Raw genomic sequence first — 17,650 nt, 5'->3', positions numbered from 1 at the left:
TTGTAGTGTAGAATGCGGCGTTTCACTTAAACAGACGTTAAGCTCAGATCAGCGACTTCTCAGAGCCTGCTCCGGCGGGCGTAAGGCACAATAATTACACTATATGAAGAACATACGTAACTTTTCAATCATAGCTCACATCGACCACGGTAAATCGACGCTGTCTGACCGTATTATCCAGATCTGCGGTGGCCTGTCTGACCGTGAAATGGAAGCGCAGGTTCTCGACTCGATGGATCTTGAGCGTGAGCGCGGTATTACTATCAAAGCGCAGAGCGTGACGCTCGATTTCAAAGCATCTGATGGTGAAACCTATCAGCTTAACTTTATCGACACCCCGGGCCACGTTGACTTCTCGTATGAAGTTTCCCGCTCGCTTGCTGCCTGTGAAGGCGCATTGCTGGTGGTTGATGCCGGACAGGGCGTAGAAGCGCAGACCCTGGCTAACTGCTATACCGCCATGGAAATGGATCTGGAGGTAGTACCGGTACTGAATAAAATTGACCTGCCAGCCGCCGATCCTGAACGCGTAGCGGAAGAGATCGAAGATATCGTCGGTATCGATGCGACAGATGCCGTTCGCTGCTCGGCGAAAACCGGCGTTGGCGTCACTGACGTTCTTGAACGTCTGGTACGCGACATTCCGCCGCCGGAAGGCGATCCGGAAGGCCCATTGCAGGCGCTGATCATCGACTCCTGGTTCGATAACTACCTTGGCGTGGTGTCACTGGTGCGTATTAAAAACGGCACCATGCGTAAAGGCGACAAAATTAAAGTAATGAGCACCGGTCAGGTCTATAACGCTGACCGTCTGGGCATCTTCACGCCAAAACAGGTTGACCGTACCGAGCTGAAATGCGGCGAGGTAGGTTGGTTGGTTTGTGCGATTAAAGACATCCTCGGCGCACCGGTTGGTGATACCCTGACACAGGCGCGTAACCCGGCAGACAAACCGCTGCCTGGCTTTAAAAAAGTGAAGCCGCAGGTTTACGCCGGTCTGTTCCCGGTGAGCTCTGACGACTACGAAAACTTCCGTGACGCGCTTGGCAAGCTGAGCCTGAACGACGCCTCCCTGTTCTACGAACCGGAAAGCTCTACCGCGCTGGGCTTCGGCTTCCGTTGTGGCTTCCTTGGTCTGCTGCACATGGAGATCATTCAGGAACGTCTGGAGCGTGAATACGATCTGGATCTGATCACCACCGCGCCGACCGTAGTCTACGAAGTCGAAACCACGGCGAAGGAGACTATCTACGTCGATAGCCCGTCCAAGCTGCCGCCGCTGAACAACATCTACGAACTGCGTGAGCCGATCGCTGAGTGTCACATGCTGCTGCCGCAGGCTTACCTTGGCAACGTCATCACCCTGTGTATCGAGAAGCGTGGCGTCCAGACCAACATGGTTTACCACGGTAACCAGGTGGCGCTGACGTATGAGATTCCAATGGCGGAAGTCGTACTCGATTTCTTCGACCGTCTGAAGTCGACCTCTCGCGGCTACGCGTCGCTGGACTATAACTTCAAACGCTTCCAGGCGTCTGACATGGTGCGTGTTGATGTCCTTATCAACAACGAACGTGTCGATGCGCTGGCGCTGATTACCCACCGCGACAACTCCCAGAGCCGTGGCCGTGAACTGGTTGAGAAGATGAAAGATCTGATCCCTCGCCAGCAGTTTGATATCGCGATCCAGGCGGCCATTGGTACGCACATCATCGCGCGTTCAACGGTTAAGCAGCTGCGTAAAAACGTTCTGGCGAAATGCTACGGTGGCGATATCAGCCGTAAGAAAAAGCTGCTGCAAAAACAGAAAGAGGGTAAAAAGCGCATGAAGCAGATCGGTAACGTCGAACTGCCGCAGGAAGCGTTCCTCGCCATTCTGCATGTCGGTAAAGACAGCAAATAATCTTAAGGAGTTGGCATGGCGAACATGTTTGCCCTGATTCTGGTGATTGCCACACTGGTGACGGGCATTTTATGGTGCGTAGATAAATTCATCTTCGCGCCAAAGCGCCGGGAGCGTCAGGCAGCAGCGCAAGCTGCTGCAGGTGATTCACTGGATAAAGCTACGCTGAAAAAAGTGGCACCTAAGCCAGGCTGGCTGGAAACCGGGGCGTCCGTTTTCCCGGTACTGGCGATTGTGCTGGTGGTGCGTTCATTTATCTATGAACCATTCCAGATCCCGTCAGGTTCGATGATGCCGACGCTGCTTATCGGTGACTTTATCCTGGTGGAGAAATTCGCCTACGGGATTAAAGATCCGATTTACCAGAAAACGTTGATCGAAACCGGTCATCCGAAACGCGGTGATATCGTGGTGTTTAAATACCCGGAAGATCCGCGTCTGGACTACATTAAACGTGCTGTCGGTTTACCGGGAGACAAAGTAACGTACGATCCAGTGGCGAAAGAGGTGACTATTCAGCCAGGATGCCGTTCCGGTCAGGCGTGTGAAAACGCGCTGCCGGTAACGTACTCTGATGTTCAGCCAAGTGATTTTGTACAGACCTTTGCTCGTCGTAACGGCGGTGAAGCGACCAGCGGCTTCTTTGAAGTTCCGCTGAACGAAACGAAAGAGAACGGTATTCGCCTTTCTGAGCGTAAAGAAACGCTGGGTGAGGTTACGCACCGCATTCTGACCGTGCCGATTGCGCAGGATCAGGTGGGGATGTATTACCGTCAACCTGGTCAGCCGTTGGCAACCTGGATCGTTCCGCCGGGACACTACTTCATGATGGGTGATAACCGTGATAACAGCGCGGACAGCCGTTACTGGGGATTTGTACCGGAAGCGAATCTGGTTGGTAAAGCGACCGCTATCTGGATGAGTTTCGATAAGCAAGAAGGTGAATGGCCGACCGGTGTGCGTTTAAGCCGTATTGGTGGCATTCACTAATCACCGATAATCGTTCACGTTGTCGTCATTACGGCGGCAGCGTGAATTATTTCTCGGATAAATTCCCGCAGACTAACGACATCCCTTGTCGTTGTGTATAGAATATTCCCCCGAAGTTTTAGGTTGGCACCGACAGGTTGCCACGGCACACGAAACAGCGTTGGTTTGTATACAAAAGCATGCAGGCGAAGCCGGATGGCTCAGCGAAATGCGTATATCAGGTCTGTTTCGTGTGCTGAATTGTTGACGCATTCATTTATTGGTATCGCATGAACCCCATCGTAATTAATCGGCTTCAACGGAAGCTGGGCTACACTTTTAATCATCAGGAGCTGTTGCAGCAGGCATTAACTCACCGGAGCGCCAGCAGCAAACATAACGAGCGTTTAGAATTTTTAGGCGACTCTATTTTGAGCTTTGTTATCGCTAATGCGCTGTATCACCGTTTCCCGCGTGTGGATGAAGGCGATATGAGCCGCATGCGCGCGACGCTGGTTCGCGGCAATACGCTGGCTGAATTAGCCCGTGAGTTTGACCTCGGTGAATGTTTACGTTTGGGGCCAGGTGAGCTGAAAAGCGGCGGCTTCCGTCGTGAATCAATCCTGGCGGATACCGTTGAAGCTTTGATCGGCGGCGTCTTCCTCGACAGCGATATTCAAACCGTTGAGCAATTGATCCTGAACTGGTATCAAACTCGTCTGGATGAAATTAGCCCAGGCGACAAACAAAAAGATCCGAAAACGCGCCTGCAGGAATATTTGCAGGGCCGCCACCTGCCTCTGCCGTCTTATTTGGTTGTACAGGTCCGTGGTGAAGCACACGATCAAGAATTTACTATCCACTGCCAGGTCAGCGGCCTGAGTGAACCGGTGGTTGGCACAGGTTCGAGCCGTCGTAAGGCTGAGCAGGCTGCCGCCGAACAGGCGTTGAAAAAACTGGAGCTGGAATGAGCGAAGAGAAAACTTACTGCGGATTTATTGCTATCGTCGGTCGCCCGAACGTCGGCAAATCCACCCTGTTGAATAATCTGCTTGGGCAGAAGATTTCTATTACCTCACGTAAGGCTCAGACAACACGTCACCGTATTGTTGGCATCCATACCGAAGGCGCGTATCAGGCGATTTATGTTGATACCCCGGGTCTGCATATGGAAGAAAAACGGGCTATTAACCGCCTGATGAACAAAGCGGCGAGCAGCTCGATCGGTGATGTTGAACTGGTTATTTTCGTTGTCGAAGGCACCCGCTGGACGCCGGACGACGAAATGGTGCTCAACAAGCTGCGTGATGGCAAAGCCCCGGTTATTCTGGCCGTCAACAAAGTCGACAACGTTCAGGAAAAAGCCGATCTGCTGCCGCACCTGCAGTTCCTGGCAAGCCAGATGAACTTCCTTGATATCGTACCGATTTCTGCCGAAACCGGCTTGAATGTCGATACCGTTGCGGGCATCGTGCGTAAGCATTTGCCTGAAGCTATTCATCACTTCCCGGAAGATTACATCACCGACCGTTCTCAGCGCTTTATGGCCTCTGAAATCATCCGTGAAAAGCTGATGCGTTTTCTGGGTGCTGAACTGCCGTACTCCGTTACCGTGGAGATTGAGCGTTTTATCTCTAACGAGCGCGGTGGCTACGATATCAACGGTCTGATCCTCGTTGAACGTGAAGGGCAGAAGAAGATGGTTATTGGCAACAAAGGGGCCAAGATTAAAACCATCGGCATCGAAGCGCGTAAAGACATGCAGGAGATGTTCGAAGCGCCCGTTCACCTGGAACTGTGGGTGAAAGTGAAATCCGGCTGGGCCGATGACGAACGCGCGCTGCGTAGCCTCGGTTACGGCGACGACGTCTAAACACATCCTCTGAAACACGGCGAGTATATGGAAGGATGGCAACGCGCTTTTGTCCTGCATAGTCGCCCCTGGAGCGAAACCAGTCTCGTGCTGGACGTCTTCACGGAAGAGTCGGGTCGCGTGCGCCTTGTGGCTAAAGGCGCACGTTCCAAACGCTCCAATCTTAAAGGCGCACTCCAGCCTTTTACCCCGTTGTTGCTTCGCTTTGGTGGACGTGGCGAGGTCAAAACCTTGCGCAGCGCCGAAGCCGTTTCTCTGGCACTCCCCCTTAGCGGAATCACGCTGTACAGCGGCTTGTATATTAACGAGCTTATATCGCGCGTACTCGAATACGAAACCCGTTTTTCTGCACTCTTTTTCGATTACCTGAACTGCATTCAGGCGCTGGCTGGCGCGACGGGTTCGCCAGAACCTGCGTTGCGTCGCTTTGAGCTAGCCTTACTTGGTCATCTGGGGTATGGCGTCGATTTTGCCCACTGTGCGGGCAGCGGCGAGCCGGTAGACGACACCATGACCTATCGCTACAGGGAAGAAAAAGGGTTTATCGCAAGCGTAGTGATTGATAACGCCACCTTTACCGGACGCCATCTGAAAGCACTCGAATCGCGGGAATTTCCGGATGCTGATACGCTTCGCGCCGCGAAACGCTTTACCCGCATGGCGTTAAAGCCGTATCTTGGTGGTAAGCCCTTAAAGAGCCGCGAATTATTCCGGCAGTTTATGCCGAAGCGAAAATAAAAAACGAGGATTGTCATGGCCGAATTACTGTTAGGCGTCAACATTGACCACATTGCCACTTTACGTAATGCACGCGGTACCGCATATCCGGACCCGGTTCAGGCAGCGTTTATCGTTGAACAGGCGGGCGCGGACGGTATTACCGTACACCTGCGTGAAGACCGTCGTCATATCACCGACCGTGACGTACGTATTTTGCGCCAGACGCTGGATACGCGCATGAATCTGGAAATGGCAGTCACCGAAGAGATGCTGTCGATTGCCGTTGAGACTAAGCCGCATTTTTGCTGCCTGGTGCCGGAAAAACGTCAGGAAGTTACCACTGAAGGTGGGCTGGACGTCGCCGGTCAGCGTGACAAGATGCGCGATGCCTGCAAACGGCTGGCGGACGCAGGCATTCTGGTTTCGCTGTTTATCGATGCCGATGAAGAACAGATTAAGGCCGCTGCGGAAGTTGGCGCACCGTTTATTGAGATTCACACCGGCTGTTACGCCGATGCGAAAACCGACGCAGAACAGGCCAGCGAACTGGCGCGTATCGCCAAAGCGGCAACCTATGCTGCAAGTCTTGGCCTGAAGGTGAATGCGGGTCACGGTCTGACGTATCACAACGTTAAAGCTATCGCGCGGATCCCGGAAATGCACGAGCTGAACATTGGCCATGCCATTATTGGACGTGCGGTGATGAGCGGCCTGAAAGAGGCCGTAGTCGAAATGAAGCGCCTGATGCTGGAAGCGCGTGGCTAATGGCGATTCTGGGATTAGGTACGGATATCGTGGAGATTGCCCGCATCGAAGCGGTGATCTCCCGTTCCGGCGACCGCCTGGCAAGACGTGTGCTCAGCGACAACGAATGGGCAATCTGGGAAACGCATCAGCAGCCGGTGCGTTTTCTGGCGAAGCGTTTTGCAGTCAAAGAGGCGGCAGCAAAAGCCTTTGGCACGGGTATTCGCAATGGGCTGGCATTTAATCAGTTTGAAGTCTTTAACGACGAACTTGGTAAGCCGCGTTTGCGATTATGGGGAGAGGCGTTAAAACTGGCGGAAAAACTCGGCGTTGCGCACATGCATGTGACGCTGGCCGATGAGCGTCACTACGCCTGCGCCACGGTGATTATCGAAAGTTAGATTCAGGACGATGCCGGATGGCGACGCGTAGCGTCTTATCCGGCCTACGGGTTATGCGTTTGTTGCAGGGGCAGGGTAGGGGTTTCATCGCCAGATGGCGACGCGGCTAAAGTTTATCGGCGTGGTGCATCAGCACAAACTTATCCCACAGCTGCTCTTCTGTTTCGACATGCGCCGGATCTTTCAAAATAGTATTGGGGATCGGGCACACCTTCTGGCAGGTTGGCGTGTCGTAATGGCCTACGCATTCCGTACACTTGTCGCTGTTAATCTCGTAAATGCTATCACCCATCGAAATCGCCTCATTCGGGCATTCGGGCTCGCACATATCGCAATTGATACACTTTTTAGTGATTAACAGGGCCATCAGGAAACTCTCAAAACATCACAAATCGGGCGGGCATTATACGCGCATTCTTTGCTCAGACCAGTTTTTTTACCAGTGCCTCACTGTGGCGAATACGTTCCGGGGCATGCTCCAGATCCTGCTGTACCAGCGCCATAAACAGTAAATCAGTGAGCATCATTTGCGCATGGGTGGAGGAAATCGCTGCGCTGCGCGTGGCCTGCTCTTCGGCAATGGTGTACAGACAATGACTTGCCCGTTGCTGCAGGGCGTTCGGTGTAAATCCGGTGATGGCGAGGATTTTCGCGCCGGTGCGCAACGTTTCATCCGCAGCCAGGTTGAGTTCGCGACGCTCTCCGGTATACGAAATGGCCAGCAGTAGATCGTTAGGCGAAAGCGCCTGCACCGTCGCCAGTAGGGCGTGCATATCGCGTTCCACCACCGCGTTAAAACCAATCTTCAGCAGCTTCCAGGCAAAATTTTGTGCCACCAGACCCGATGCGCCAATCCCGGTCACGATAATGCGGCGGGCTGAACGCAGCATCGTGACGCTCTCCATCAGTTTCTCTTCGCTGTTGACGTCCAGCGTTGCATGCATCGCCGCCACGTTCTCTTTAATCAGTTTCTCGCCTACCATTCGCATCGGGTCGTCACCGCGAATCTGATTATGTACCGGAATGGAATGGGGATTAGGATTGCTGGCCAATGCTTCGCTAATCGCCAGTTTGAGTGCCGGGAATCCTTTAAAGCCCATCTTTTGCGCGAATTTCACCACGCTGGACTGGCTGACGCCCGCTTCAAAGGCCAGCTGTTGTGAACTGAGATGACGCGCAGTATCCGGCTGAGCAAGAAGATAATCCGCAAGTTTTTTATCGCTTTGCGCGAGATCCGGATAACGCTGACGAATGCGAATTAAACAGTTCATGCTTTCTCCTGGCGAAAATGTGATGGCGATTACAAAACAAAATATCACTCGCCTTAGTGAATATAATATTCCATTATGACAGATTATTATGAATTAAAAATTCCTAAGGAACAAAAAATGAATCTCGGTGCGTTAGTTTCAGAAACCCGTAATCCTCAGACCATGGATCTGGATGCGCTCTCCACTCTGGAGTTGGTTCATCGTTTTAATCAACAGGATACGCTGGTAGCTGAAGCAGTAAAAGCAACTCTTCATGAAGTTGCACGCGCGGTTGATGCGGCAGCTGACGCGCTAAAAGCCGGTGGACGCATTATTTACATGGGAGCAGGTACCAGCGGGCGTCTTGGGGTGCTGGACGCGTCTGAATGCCCACCGACCTTCGGCGTCCCACACGGTCTGGTGGTTGGGCTGATTGCCGGGGGACCGGGCGCTTTGCTGAAGGCAGTAGAAGGCGCAGAAGATAACCCGCAGCTAGGCGAAGACGATCTGCGCGCGCTCAATCTTACCGCACAGGATCTGGTGGTGGGGCTGGCAGCTTCTGGTCGTACGCCGTATGTAATTGGCGGGTTGAAATATGCGCGTTCGGTGGGCTGTACAACGGCGGCTATTTCTTGCAATCCGGATTCCCCTATCGCGCATGAAGCGGATATTGCCATTTCTCCGGTAGTGGGGCCTGAGGCGCTGACCGGGTCAACACGACTGAAATCCGGCACCGCGCAAAAGCTGGTGCTCAATATGATCTCCACCGGCGCGATGGTGAAATTTGGCAAGGTGTACCAGAACCTGATGGTGGATATGCAGGCAACCAACGTCAAACTGGTCGATCGGGCGTGCCGTATGGTAGTTGAAGCCACCGGTATTGCGCGGGCTCAAGCTGAAACGCTGCTGAAGCAGACGGATTATGATGTTAAGCCAGCTATTTTAATGGCGCTCACCGGTCTGGATGCCGCTGCCGCCCGCGAAAAGCTTGCCGCTCACCAGGGTTTTTTACGCGCGGCGTTAGAACACTAAGAGGTGTATATGGATAAGACGGCGTTGCTGGCCAGCGACATCCTGCTGGGCGTTGGCGGAGAGAACAATATTCTGCGTCTGGAAAACTGTATGACCCGTGTCAGGGTGGAAGTTCAGGATGACGGGCAGATCGATATTCCCCGCCTCAGGCAACTGCCCGGCGTTAGCGGCTACGTGAAGCAGGGCGCACAGCACCAGATTATTGTCGGCCCCGGTAAAGCTGCCAAAGTGGTGGATGCCATGCGTTCCCTGATTGCCGATGGCGGCGAGCGAGCAGGTGCCAATGATATTGAGCGCACCAAGTCAGAGGCCAAAGCGAAGTACAAAGCGCCGATGAGCGATGCGCTGCGCAAGCTGGCGAACGTCTTTATCCCTCTTATTCCGGCGTTTATCGCCTCCGGTTTGATTACCGGGATTATTAACATCCTTAAGCGCCCGGATATCGTGGGGGATTTTGCGACCCACTATCCAAATATGCTGGGGTTGATGGGCATATTTGGCAGCGCCGTGTTTGCCATTATGAATATTCTGGTCGGGGTGAATACCGCCAAAGTTTTCGGTGGCTCCCTGGCAATGGGCGGGGTGATGGCGGGGATCCTTTCCAGCCCTCAGCTGGCGCAAATTACCCTGTTTGGCGAAGCGTTGCAGCCGGGGCGCGGTGGGGTTATTGCGGTATTGCTGGTGGTTGCGCTGATGTGCTGGATCGAACGTAAATTCCGCACGCTGTTGCCGGAATCACTGGAGCTTATCCTTAACCCGCTGCTAACCACCATCATTACCGGCGTAATCGCGATTGTGGCGCTGCAACCGCTTGGCGGATGGATTTCTGAATCTATCGCTCACGGCGCATCCTGGGCTATCGATCGCGGCGGTTTTCTGGTCGGTGCCGTGCTGGCAGGTACCTTTCTGCCGTTGGTGCTCACCGGACTTCATCAGGGATTGGTGCCCATCCACGTTGAGCTGGTTCAGGCACACGGTTATAACGCGCTTTTTCCGATCCTGGCGATGGCGGGCGTTGGGCAAATAGGTGCTGCGATCGCGGTTCTGATGAAAACTCGTAATGCGCGGCTAAAGAAAGTGATCAAAGGGGCGCTACCGGTCGGACTGCTGGGGATTGGCGAGCCGCTGATTTTTGGCGTAACGCTGCCGTTGGGTAAGCCGTTTATCGGTGCCTGTCTTGGCGGCGCGGTAGGTGGGGCGCTGATTAGCTACTGGAAGGTGGCGACGGTCATCACCTTTGGCATCTCCGGGTTACCGCTGGCACTGACGATTGTTGCCGGAAAAGTGATGTTCTATCTGTTAGGCTATCTGGTAGCAGTTATCGCCGGGTTCCTGTTTACCTGGCTATTGGGATTCACTGATCCAGAGGAATAAGGTTTGACCAATCACCAGCGCCGCGTTGTCTTTTTTGATTTGGATGGCACGTTACACCAGCAGGATATGTTCGGTAGTTTTATTCGTTATCTGCTGCGTCGCCAGCCGCTGAATGCGTTGCTTGTGCTGCCTCTATTACCGGTGATTGCGCTGGCGTTGCTGATAAAAGGACGTGCCGCCCGCTGGCCAATGAGCCTGCTGTTATGGGGATGCACTTTTGGCCGCAGTGAGGCGCGTCTGAAAGCGCATCAGGCCGACTTTGTGCGCTGGTTTCGCAGTAACGTGACGGCGTTTCCGCTCGTGCAGCAGCGGCTGACAACCTATCTGTTAAGTTCTGACGCTGATATCTGGCTTATTACCGGCTCTCCGCAGTCACTGGTCGAGCAGGTTTACTTTGATACTCCATGGCTACCGCGAGTCAATCTGATCGCCAGCAAAATGGCACGGGGATACGGCGGTTGGGTACTGACTTTGCGCTGTCTGGGCCATGAGAAAGTGACACAACTGGAACGCCACATTGGCGCGCCGCTACAGCTTTACAGTGGTTATAGTGACAGTAATCAGGACAATCCGCTGCTCTCTTTTTGCCAGCATCGCTGGCGCGTCACGCCGCGCGGAGAGCTTCAGCAACTCGAATAGCTAACGCACATGCAATTTGAAGTATGACGTGTATAATGCGCCCGCTTTGATTACTGGAGTTACCCCTTTGTCAGATGTTGAATTTAGCCACGAATACTGGATGCGTCATGCTTTAACGCTGGCTAAGCGCGCCTGGGATGAGCGTGAAGTCCCGGTGGGTGCGGTATTGGTACATCATAACCGAGTGATTGGCGAAGGCTGGAACCGCCCTATTGGACATCATGATCCGACTGCCCACGCTGAGATTATGGCGCTGCGTCAGGGCGGCCTGGTGCTGCAAAACTACCGTCTGTTAGATGCCACCCTGTACGTCACTCTGGAGCCGTGCGTGATGTGCGCGGGCGCGATGGTGCACAGCCGTATCGGTCGGGTCGTTTTTGGCGCGCGCGATGCGAAAACGGGCGCTGCCGGGTCATTAATGGATGTACTGCATCACCCTGGAATGAATCATCGGGTTGAAGTGACAGAGGGGGTACTGCGGGATGAATGTGCCACGTTGCTAAGTGATTTCTTCCGCATGCGCCGGCAGGAAATCAAAGCCCTGAAAAAATCCGCTAATCAGTAACTCTCAGCCTGATGGCAGTGCGCTTATCAGACGTACAAGACTACTTCTCCTCTTTTTTATGCGGTGAAAACAGCAGGGAAGGGGAGTGCGTCAGGTAGTTTGACGACGTTTGAGACAGAAACGCCGAAAGCGGGAATTTCTCTTTACCTAATAGTTCTGCGGGCGTCACCGTCGGGTAATCCTGCGCCAGTTGCTGCGTTTCTAGCGCCTGTTTTTCTTTCTCTTGCAGATATCCCACCAAGCTAATTTGGTACTTACGGATATTTTCCACATAGGCGTAAGCTTCGTGGCCGCGCGCATAGCCATAGGTCAACTTGTTATAATACGGTTTTTGGCTGAGCAGCGGTAATCGCTGTTTTACGTCGGACCAACTGTTCGGATTGCCTTTGGTTTTCACCGTCAGCGCCCGCGCATCCAGCATGTGCGCATAACCCATGTTATAGGCTGCAAGGGCAAACCAGATGCGTTCTCCTTCGGGGACGGTATCCGGTACTTTACTCATCATATCCTGCAAGTATCGCGCCCCGCCGCTGATACTCTGTTCGGCATCGGTACGGTCGGTCAGCCCGAGACTCTGAGCGGTATTTTTAGTCAACATCATCAGCCCGCGTACGCCGGTTGGAGAGGTGGCCTGCGCGTCCCAGTGTGATTCCTGATATGAGATAGCGGCCAGTAGTCTCCAGTCTATCTCTTGCGCATATTTCTCAAACAGCGGCTTGAGGTCCGGCAACACGCTGTCTACGGCACGTAAAAAGGAGCGGGTATCGACATAGTCAAAATCATCGCCATGCCCGAGATATTTCTCTTCCAGCCGTGCCAGAGAACCGTCTTCATTCATGGTGTTGAAGAAATCCAGTAGGGCGGCAGACAGCGTGTTGTCATCGTCCAGCCGACTAAACCATGTCACCGGTTGTTCGTCAGAGACGTCGAGCGCTACGGCCAGCTCAGGATGCACGCGTTGATATAAGCTGATGGCAACAGAATCGGCAATGGTGTAATCCAGCTTTCCGGCGATTACATCATCAAGCAGTTCGGTGGTGCCCTTTTTGTCATCGACTTTCCAGCTCAGATCGGGAAATTTTTTCTCTTTTAGCTGCTGGAGGTCATTAACCACCACGTGCCCCGGGGCGATAGTCAGTTGGTTTTCGTTCACCGTGGCAAGCGTGCGCGGACGGTATTGCCCAACCCGGTACACCAGCTGTTGTGAAACCGAATAATAGGTCGGGCCGGGCTGGTAATTTTTAACCCGCTCGCTGTTATAGACCAGGCCTGCGGCTAACAGGTCGGCATTGCCGTTATCCAGGTCGTCAAAAAGCTGGCTGATGTTCTGGCGTACGGTAACTTTTAACTTCACGCCTAAGTAGTCGGCAAATTCCTGGGCCAGTTCATAATCCAGACCGAATTTTTTGCCGTTGAGGGTCGCGTAAGTTAATGGTGAATCAATGGTACTGACGCGCAGCTCTCCCCGCGACTGAATGGCGGCGATACGATTTTCGGCTTTACCGAACCAGGGAATAGATGGCCAAAGGGCCGCTGCCAACAACAGCGTCAATATGCCGATGAACAGATAATTAATCTTTAATTTTTTCAATTAGTTAATTCTCTGAACCGTACGTTGTCTCTGTCTGCTGTGGTGTTGATTAAGAAGTGAAGTCGTCATTAATGAACGGCATTTTGCTTAAACTTGCGTCAGTTGGCAACTTATTCAGAAATCTGACCGCATTTGATGATAAGTGACGGTCGTGATTTTATTTCGACGCAAACGGTTTCGTCGGCGCGGTAGATTCTTTATAATGACGCCCGTTTCCCCCACTTGGGCACACCGAAAGCTTAGAAGACGAGAGACTTATGATGGAAATTCTGCGTGGTTCACCTGCACTGTCTGCATTCCGTATTAACAAACTGCTGGCACGTTTTCAGGCTGCCAACCTCCAGGTCCACAACATTTACGCCGAGTACGTCCATTTTGCCGATCTGAATGCACCGTTAAATGAAGATGAGCACGCGCAGCTTGCACGCCTGCTGGAATATGGTCCTGCTCTGCAAAGCCACGCTCCGGAAGGCAAACTGCTGCTGGTTACGCCTCGCCCTGGCACCATCTCCCCGTGGTCTTCTAAAGCGACTGATATTGCCCGCAACTGCGGTCTGCACCAGATTAGCCGCCTGGAACGTGGCATTGCCTGGTATGTAGAAGCCTCTACGCTGACCGCTGAGCAATGGCAGATGGTGGCCGACGAACTGCACGACCGCATGATGGAAACGGTTTTCTCTTCGCTGAACGATGCCGAAAAACTGTTTGCCCATCACCAACCGGCGCCGGTCTCCAGCGTTGATCTACTGGGTGAGGGACGTCAGGCGCTGATCGACGCTAACCTGCGTCTGGGTCTGGCGCTTGCGGAAGACGAAATTGACTATCTGCAGGATGCGTTCACCAAACTGGGACGTAACCCGAACGATATTGAACTGTACATGTTTGCGCAGGCCAATTCTGAGCACTGCCGTCACAAGATTTTTAACGCCGACTGGGTTATCGATGGTAAACAGCAGCCTAAGTCGCTGTTCAAGATGATCAAGAATACCTTCGAAACCACGCCGGACCACGTGCTGTCTGCCTATAAAGACAACGCTGCGGTAATGGAAGGCTCTGAAGTGGGCCGCTATTTTGCCGATCACAAAACCGGCCGCTACGATTTCCATCAGGAGCCAGCCCACATCCTGATGAAGGTAGAAACCCATAACCACCCAACCGCCATCTCTCCATGGCCGGGCGCGGCAACCGGCTCCGGCGGCGAAATCCGCGACGAGGGCGCAACAGGTCGCGGTGCAAAACCGAAAGCCGGGCTGGTGGGTTTCTCCGTTTCCAACCTGCGTATTCCTGGCTTTGAACAGCCGTGGGAAGAAGACTTCGGTAAGCCGGACCGTATTGTTACCGCGCTTGATATCATGACCGAAGGCCCGCTGGGCGGCGCGGCGTTTAACAACGAATTTGGTCGTCCGGCGCTGACCGGCTACTTCCGTACCTATGAAGAAAAGGTCAACAGCCATAACGGCGAAGAGCTGCGCGGTTACCATAAACCGATCATGCTGGCAGGCGGGATCGGTAACATCCGTGCCGATCACGTGCAGAAGGGCGAGATCGTCGTTGGCGCTAAGCTTATCGTCCTCGGCGGCCCGGCAATGAACATTGGCCTTGGCGGCGGGGCTGCTTCCTCTATGGCTTCCGGCCAGTCTGATGCCGATCTTGATTTCGCTTCCGTACAGCGTGACAACCCGGAAATGGAACGTCGTTGCCAGGAAGTTATCGACCGTTGCTGGCAGATGGGTGATGCGAACCCGATTCTGTTTATCCATGACGTTGGCGCGGGTGGACTGTCTAACGCTATGCCGGAGCTGGTAAGCGATGGTGGGCGCGGCGGTAAGTTCCAACTGCGCGATATTCTTAGCGACGAGCCGGGCATGAGCCCGCTGGAAATCTGGTGTAACGAATCCCAGGAACGCTACGTGCTGGCGGTTGCTGCCGATCAATTGCCGCTGTTTGATGAACTGTGTAAGCGTGAGCGCGCGCCGTATGCGGTGATTGGTGAAGCTACCGAAGAACAGCATCTGACCTTGAGCGACAGCCACTTCGACAACCAGCCGATCGACATGCCTCTTGATGTGCTGCTGGGTAAAACACCGAAAATGACCCGCGATGTGCAGACGCTGAAAGCCAAAGGCGATGCCCTGAATCGTGGTGAAATCTCGATTGCAGATGCGGTTAACCGCGTGCTGCATCTGCCGACTGTCGCGGAGAAAACGTTCCTCGTGACCATCGGTGACCGTACCGTTACCGGCATGGTGGCGCGTGACCAGATGGTTGGTCCATGGCAGATCCCGGTCGCCAACTGCGCGGTCACTACCGCAAGCCTCGATAGCTACTACGGCGAAGCGATGTCTATCGGCGAGCGCGCGCCGGTTGCGCTATTGGACTTCTCTGCCTCTGCGCGTCTGGCGGTCGGTGAAGCGCTGACCAACATTGCGGCAACGCAGATTGGCGACATCAAACGTATTAAGCTGTCGGCAAACTGGATGGCGGCTGCGGGTCACCCTGGTGAAGATGCTGGCCTGTACGAAGCAGTAAAAGCCGTTGGGGAAGAGCTATGCCCGGCGCTCGGCCTGACCATTCCAGTGGGCAAAGACTCTATGTCGATGAAAACCCGCTGGCAGGAAGGTAACGAGCAGCGTGAAATGACCTCGCCGCTGTCGCTGGTGATCACCGCCTTTGCCCGCGTAGAAGATGTGCGCCACACCATTACCCCACAGCTGTCTACTGAAGACAACGCCCTGCTGCTGATTGACCTCGGTCTTGGTCACAATGCGCTGGGCGCTACGTCGCTGGCGCAGGTTTACCGTCAACTGGGCGATAAGCCTGCCGACGTGCGTAACGTTGAGCAACTGAAAGGCTTCTACGATGCGATTCAGGCGCTGGTCGCTGCGCGTAAGCTGCTGGCCTACCATGACCGTTCTGACGGCGGTCTGCTGGTTACGCTGGCGGAAATGGCCTTCGCCGGTCACTGCGGTATTGACGCTGATATCCACTCTCTGGGTGAAGATCGTCTGGCGGCGCTGTTTAACGAAGAACTGGGTGCGGTGATTCAGGTTCGTGCTGCTGAGCGTGAGGCGGTGGAAGCGATTCTGGCTACTCACGGCCTGGCAGACTGCGTACACTTCCTCGGTAAAGCCGTTGAAGGTGACCGCTTCACCCTGACCGCTAACGGCCAGCCGGTGTTTAGCGAAAGCCGTACTACCCTGCGTATGTGGTGGGCGGAAACCACCTGGCAGATGCAGCGCCTGCGTGACAACCCGGAATGCGCCGATCAGGAACACGATGCTAAAACCAACGATGCGGACCCTGGTCTCAACGTTAAACTGTCGTTTGATATCAACGAAGATGTTGCCGCTCCGTACATCGCCACCGGTGCGCGTCCCAAAGTGGCCGTACTGCGCGAGCAGGGTGTGAACTCCCACGTTGAAATGGCAGCTGCCTTCCACCGTGCGGGTTTTGACGCCATCGATGTGCACATGAGCGACCTGCTGGGCGGACGTATCGGCCTGGGTAACTTCCAGGCACTGGTGGCCTGCGGCGGCTTCTCTTATGGCGATGTGCTTGGCGCTGGTGAAGGTTGGGCGAAGTCGATTCTGTTCAACAACCGCGTCCGTGATGAGTTCGAAACCTTCTTCCATCGCCCGCAAACGCTGGCACTCGGCGTGTGTAACGGTTGTCAGATGATGTCTAACCTGCGTGAGCTGATCCCAGGAAGCGACCTGTGGCCGCGCTTTGTGCGTAACCACTCCGACCGCTTTGAAGCCCGCTTCAGCCTGGTCGAAGTGACGCAAAGCCCGTCTTTGCTGCTTGCCGATATGGTGGGTTCGATGATGCCGATTGCCGTTTCTCACGGTGAAGGTCGTGTCGAAGTGCGTGACGGTGCGCATCTGGCTCAGCTTGAGAGCAAAGGTCTGGTGGCGCTGCGCTACGTTGATAACTTCGGTAAGGTGACCGAGACCTATCCGGCTAACCCGAACGGTTCGCCGAACGGTATTACTGCAGTGACCACTGAAAATGGTCGCGTCACCATTATGATGCCGCACCCGGAACGTGTGTTCCGTACCGTGAGCAACTCCTGGCACCCGGAAAACTGGGGCGAGGATAGCCCGTGGATGCGTATTTTCCGCAACGCGCGTAAACAGCTCGGTTAATTCGCTCAATAGTCATCAAGCCCCTCTTCGCGAGGGGCTTTTTTTTGTCTGCCGGATGAAACCCGCCTGATGACGCTACGCTTATCAGGCCTACAGGGAAAATGCGGTTGTAGGCCGGATAAGGCGTTCACGCCGCCATCCGGCAATAAACTCAGCGCTTGCACCTAAAAGTAAAGTGTCGGGAAATGCCGACATGGACAGGGTTGCGGTGTCGTCAAAAAGAGACGTTTAATTATTTGATTTAATAGTAATTTGTTTTTAAGTGCTGCAAGTGTTGCTGATTGGCGACAGGGAGAACAAAAAACAGCCAGAATTGTTATTTGTGAAAATAATAATATTTTTCATACTTATCATTGTGTTAATAAAGTGTTTTGAATATTGGCACAGATGCTGCATAATATTAACAAGTGGCTCATTAACCTTCTTATGTCAGCCCCTTCGGGA

15 protein-coding genes are annotated in these 17,650 nt (G+C 53.9%); 12 read left to right on the top strand and 3 right to left on the bottom strand.

All coding sequences use genetic code 11. The features are described 5' to 3' along the window. The first annotated feature begins 103 nt into the window (after nt 1-103). The 7 genes from lepA (at nt 104) to acpS (ending at nt 6,610) form a co-directional block, all read left to right on the top strand. Complete coding sequence (lepA, locus tag BZK40_RS22870) at nt 104-1,903, top strand: translation elongation factor 4 (protein ID WP_003037577.1); 1,800 nt, start codon at nt 104-106, stop codon at nt 1,901-1,903. 15 nt (nt 1,904-1,918) lie between these two features. Beyond that, nucleotides 1,919-2,893, top strand: a complete 975-nt coding sequence (gene lepB / locus BZK40_RS22865) for a signal peptidase I (RefSeq protein ID WP_003835329.1) — start codon at nt 1,919-1,921, stop codon at nt 2,891-2,893. Nucleotides 2,894-3,162: 269 nt separating this feature from the next. Beyond that, entirely contained in the window at nt 3,163-3,843 is a 681-nt protein-coding gene (gene rnc, locus BZK40_RS22855; protein ID WP_003037579.1) for a ribonuclease III, read from the top strand. After that, entirely contained in the window at nt 3,840-4,745 is a 906-nt protein-coding gene (era, locus tag BZK40_RS22850; RefSeq protein WP_003037581.1) for a GTPase Era, read from the top strand. Before rnc ends, era begins: the two co-directional genes overlap by 4 nt. Before the next feature lie 27 nt (nt 4,746-4,772). After that, entirely contained in the window at nt 4,773-5,483 is a 711-nt protein-coding gene (recO, locus tag BZK40_RS22845; RefSeq protein WP_079935357.1) for a DNA repair protein RecO, read from the top strand. Nucleotides 5,484-5,498: 15 nt separating this feature from the next. Then, the gene (gene pdxJ, locus BZK40_RS22840; RefSeq protein ID WP_008785494.1) at nt 5,499-6,230 is read left to right on the top strand and encodes a pyridoxine 5'-phosphate synthase; all 732 of its coding nucleotides are present in this window, start codon (nt 5,499-5,501) and stop codon (nt 6,228-6,230) included. Then, nucleotides 6,230-6,610 carry a holo-ACP synthase gene (gene acpS / locus BZK40_RS22835; protein WP_003037588.1) on the top strand — a complete coding sequence of 127 codons (381 nt, stop codon included), beginning with the start codon at nt 6,230-6,232 and terminating at the stop codon, nt 6,608-6,610. Before pdxJ ends, acpS begins: the two co-directional genes overlap by 1 nt. 106 nt (nt 6,611-6,716) lie before the next feature. Here acpS and BZK40_RS22830 read toward each other — a convergent pair whose 3' ends face one another. Together BZK40_RS22830 and BZK40_RS22825 are read right to left on the bottom strand one after the other, a co-directional pair. Beyond that, nucleotides 6,717-6,977: a YfhL family 4Fe-4S dicluster ferredoxin gene (locus BZK40_RS22830; protein ID WP_003037590.1), complete on the bottom strand. Its 261-nt coding sequence runs from the start codon at nt 6,975-6,977 to the stop codon at nt 6,717-6,719. Between the two features lie 55 nt (nt 6,978-7,032). After that, nucleotides 7,033-7,881 carry a MurR/RpiR family transcriptional regulator gene (locus BZK40_RS22825; RefSeq protein WP_032944256.1) on the bottom strand — a complete coding sequence of 283 codons (849 nt, stop codon included), beginning with the start codon at nt 7,879-7,881 and terminating at the stop codon, nt 7,033-7,035. Between the two features lie 117 nt (nt 7,882-7,998). Between BZK40_RS22825 and murQ the strand changes: the two genes are divergently transcribed. Genes murQ through tadA form a run of 4 tightly spaced genes read left to right on the top strand, consistent with a single transcriptional unit; the run spans nt 7,999 to nt 11,470 of the window. Beyond that, nucleotides 7,999-8,892, top strand: coding sequence for an N-acetylmuramic acid 6-phosphate etherase (gene murQ, locus BZK40_RS22820; RefSeq protein ID WP_079935356.1), 894 nt, complete (start codon nt 7,999-8,001; stop codon nt 8,890-8,892). Between the two features lie 9 nt (nt 8,893-8,901). Beyond that, nucleotides 8,902-10,266 carry a PTS transporter subunit EIIC gene (locus BZK40_RS22815; protein ID WP_008785492.1) on the top strand — a complete coding sequence of 455 codons (1,365 nt, stop codon included), beginning with the start codon at nt 8,902-8,904 and terminating at the stop codon, nt 10,264-10,266. A 3-nt stretch (nt 10,267-10,269) separates the two neighbouring features. After that, the gene (yfhb, locus tag BZK40_RS22810; RefSeq protein ID WP_048234700.1) at nt 10,270-10,905 is read left to right on the top strand and encodes a phosphatidylglycerophosphatase C; all 636 of its coding nucleotides are present in this window, start codon (nt 10,270-10,272) and stop codon (nt 10,903-10,905) included. Nucleotides 10,906-10,933: 28 nt separating this feature from the next. Then, nucleotides 10,934-11,470 carry a tRNA adenosine(34) deaminase TadA gene (gene tadA, locus BZK40_RS22805; protein ID WP_071941323.1) on the top strand — a complete coding sequence of 179 codons (537 nt, stop codon included), beginning with the start codon at nt 10,934-10,936 and terminating at the stop codon, nt 11,468-11,470. A gap of 40 nt (nt 11,471-11,510) precedes the next feature. Here the strand turns inward: tadA and mltF are convergent, their stop codons facing one another. After that, entirely contained in the window at nt 11,511-13,061 is a 1,551-nt protein-coding gene (mltF, locus tag BZK40_RS22800) for a membrane-bound lytic murein transglycosylase MltF (protein ID WP_008785489.1), read from the bottom strand. A 257-nt stretch (nt 13,062-13,318) separates the two neighbouring features. On the opposite strand from mltF, the gene purL reads away from it, so the two are divergent. Next, nucleotides 13,319-17,206, top strand: coding sequence for a phosphoribosylformylglycinamidine synthase (purL, locus tag BZK40_RS22790; RefSeq protein WP_079935355.1), 3,888 nt, complete (start codon nt 13,319-13,321; stop codon nt 17,204-17,206). Nucleotides 17,207-17,650 lie beyond the last annotated feature (444 nt).

Origin of the sequence: Citrobacter portucalensis, assembly GCF_002042885.1 — a bacterium.
Lineage (GTDB): Bacteria > Pseudomonadota > Gammaproteobacteria > Enterobacterales > Enterobacteriaceae > Citrobacter > Citrobacter portucalensis.
The sequence above is the reverse complement of the archived record's forward strand: the minus strand, read 5'-3'. Positions and strand labels throughout refer to the sequence as shown.

Excerpts from the sequence above, each read along its gene's own strand:
- recO (WP_079935357.1), top strand. The coding sequence starts at position 4,773 with ATGGAAGGATGGCAACGCGCTTTTGTCCTGCATAGTCGCCCCTGGAGC.
- acpS (WP_003037588.1), top strand. The coding sequence starts at position 6,230 with ATGGCGATTCTGGGATTAGGTACGGATATCGTGGAGATTGCCCGCATC.
- murQ (WP_079935356.1), top strand. The coding sequence starts at position 7,999 with ATGAATCTCGGTGCGTTAGTTTCAGAAACCCGTAATCCTCAGACCATG.
- rnc (WP_003037579.1), top strand. The coding sequence starts at position 3,163 with ATGAACCCCATCGTAATTAATCGGCTTCAACGGAAGCTGGGCTACACT.
- purL (WP_079935355.1), top strand. The coding sequence starts at position 13,319 with ATGATGGAAATTCTGCGTGGTTCACCTGCACTGTCTGCATTCCGTATT.
- BZK40_RS22825 (WP_032944256.1), bottom strand. The coding sequence starts at position 7,881 with ATGAACTGTTTAATTCGCATTCGTCAGCGTTATCCGGATCTCGCGCAA.
- pdxJ (WP_008785494.1), top strand. The coding sequence starts at position 5,499 with ATGGCCGAATTACTGTTAGGCGTCAACATTGACCACATTGCCACTTTA.
- era (WP_003037581.1), top strand. The coding sequence starts at position 3,840 with ATGAGCGAAGAGAAAACTTACTGCGGATTTATTGCTATCGTCGGTCGC.
- BZK40_RS22830 (WP_003037590.1), bottom strand. The coding sequence starts at position 6,977 with ATGGCCCTGTTAATCACTAAAAAGTGTATCAATTGCGATATGTGCGAG.
- lepA (WP_003037577.1), top strand. The coding sequence starts at position 104 with ATGAAGAACATACGTAACTTTTCAATCATAGCTCACATCGACCACGGT.
- lepB (WP_003835329.1), top strand. The coding sequence starts at position 1,919 with ATGGCGAACATGTTTGCCCTGATTCTGGTGATTGCCACACTGGTGACG.
- BZK40_RS22815 (WP_008785492.1), top strand. The coding sequence starts at position 8,902 with ATGGATAAGACGGCGTTGCTGGCCAGCGACATCCTGCTGGGCGTTGGC.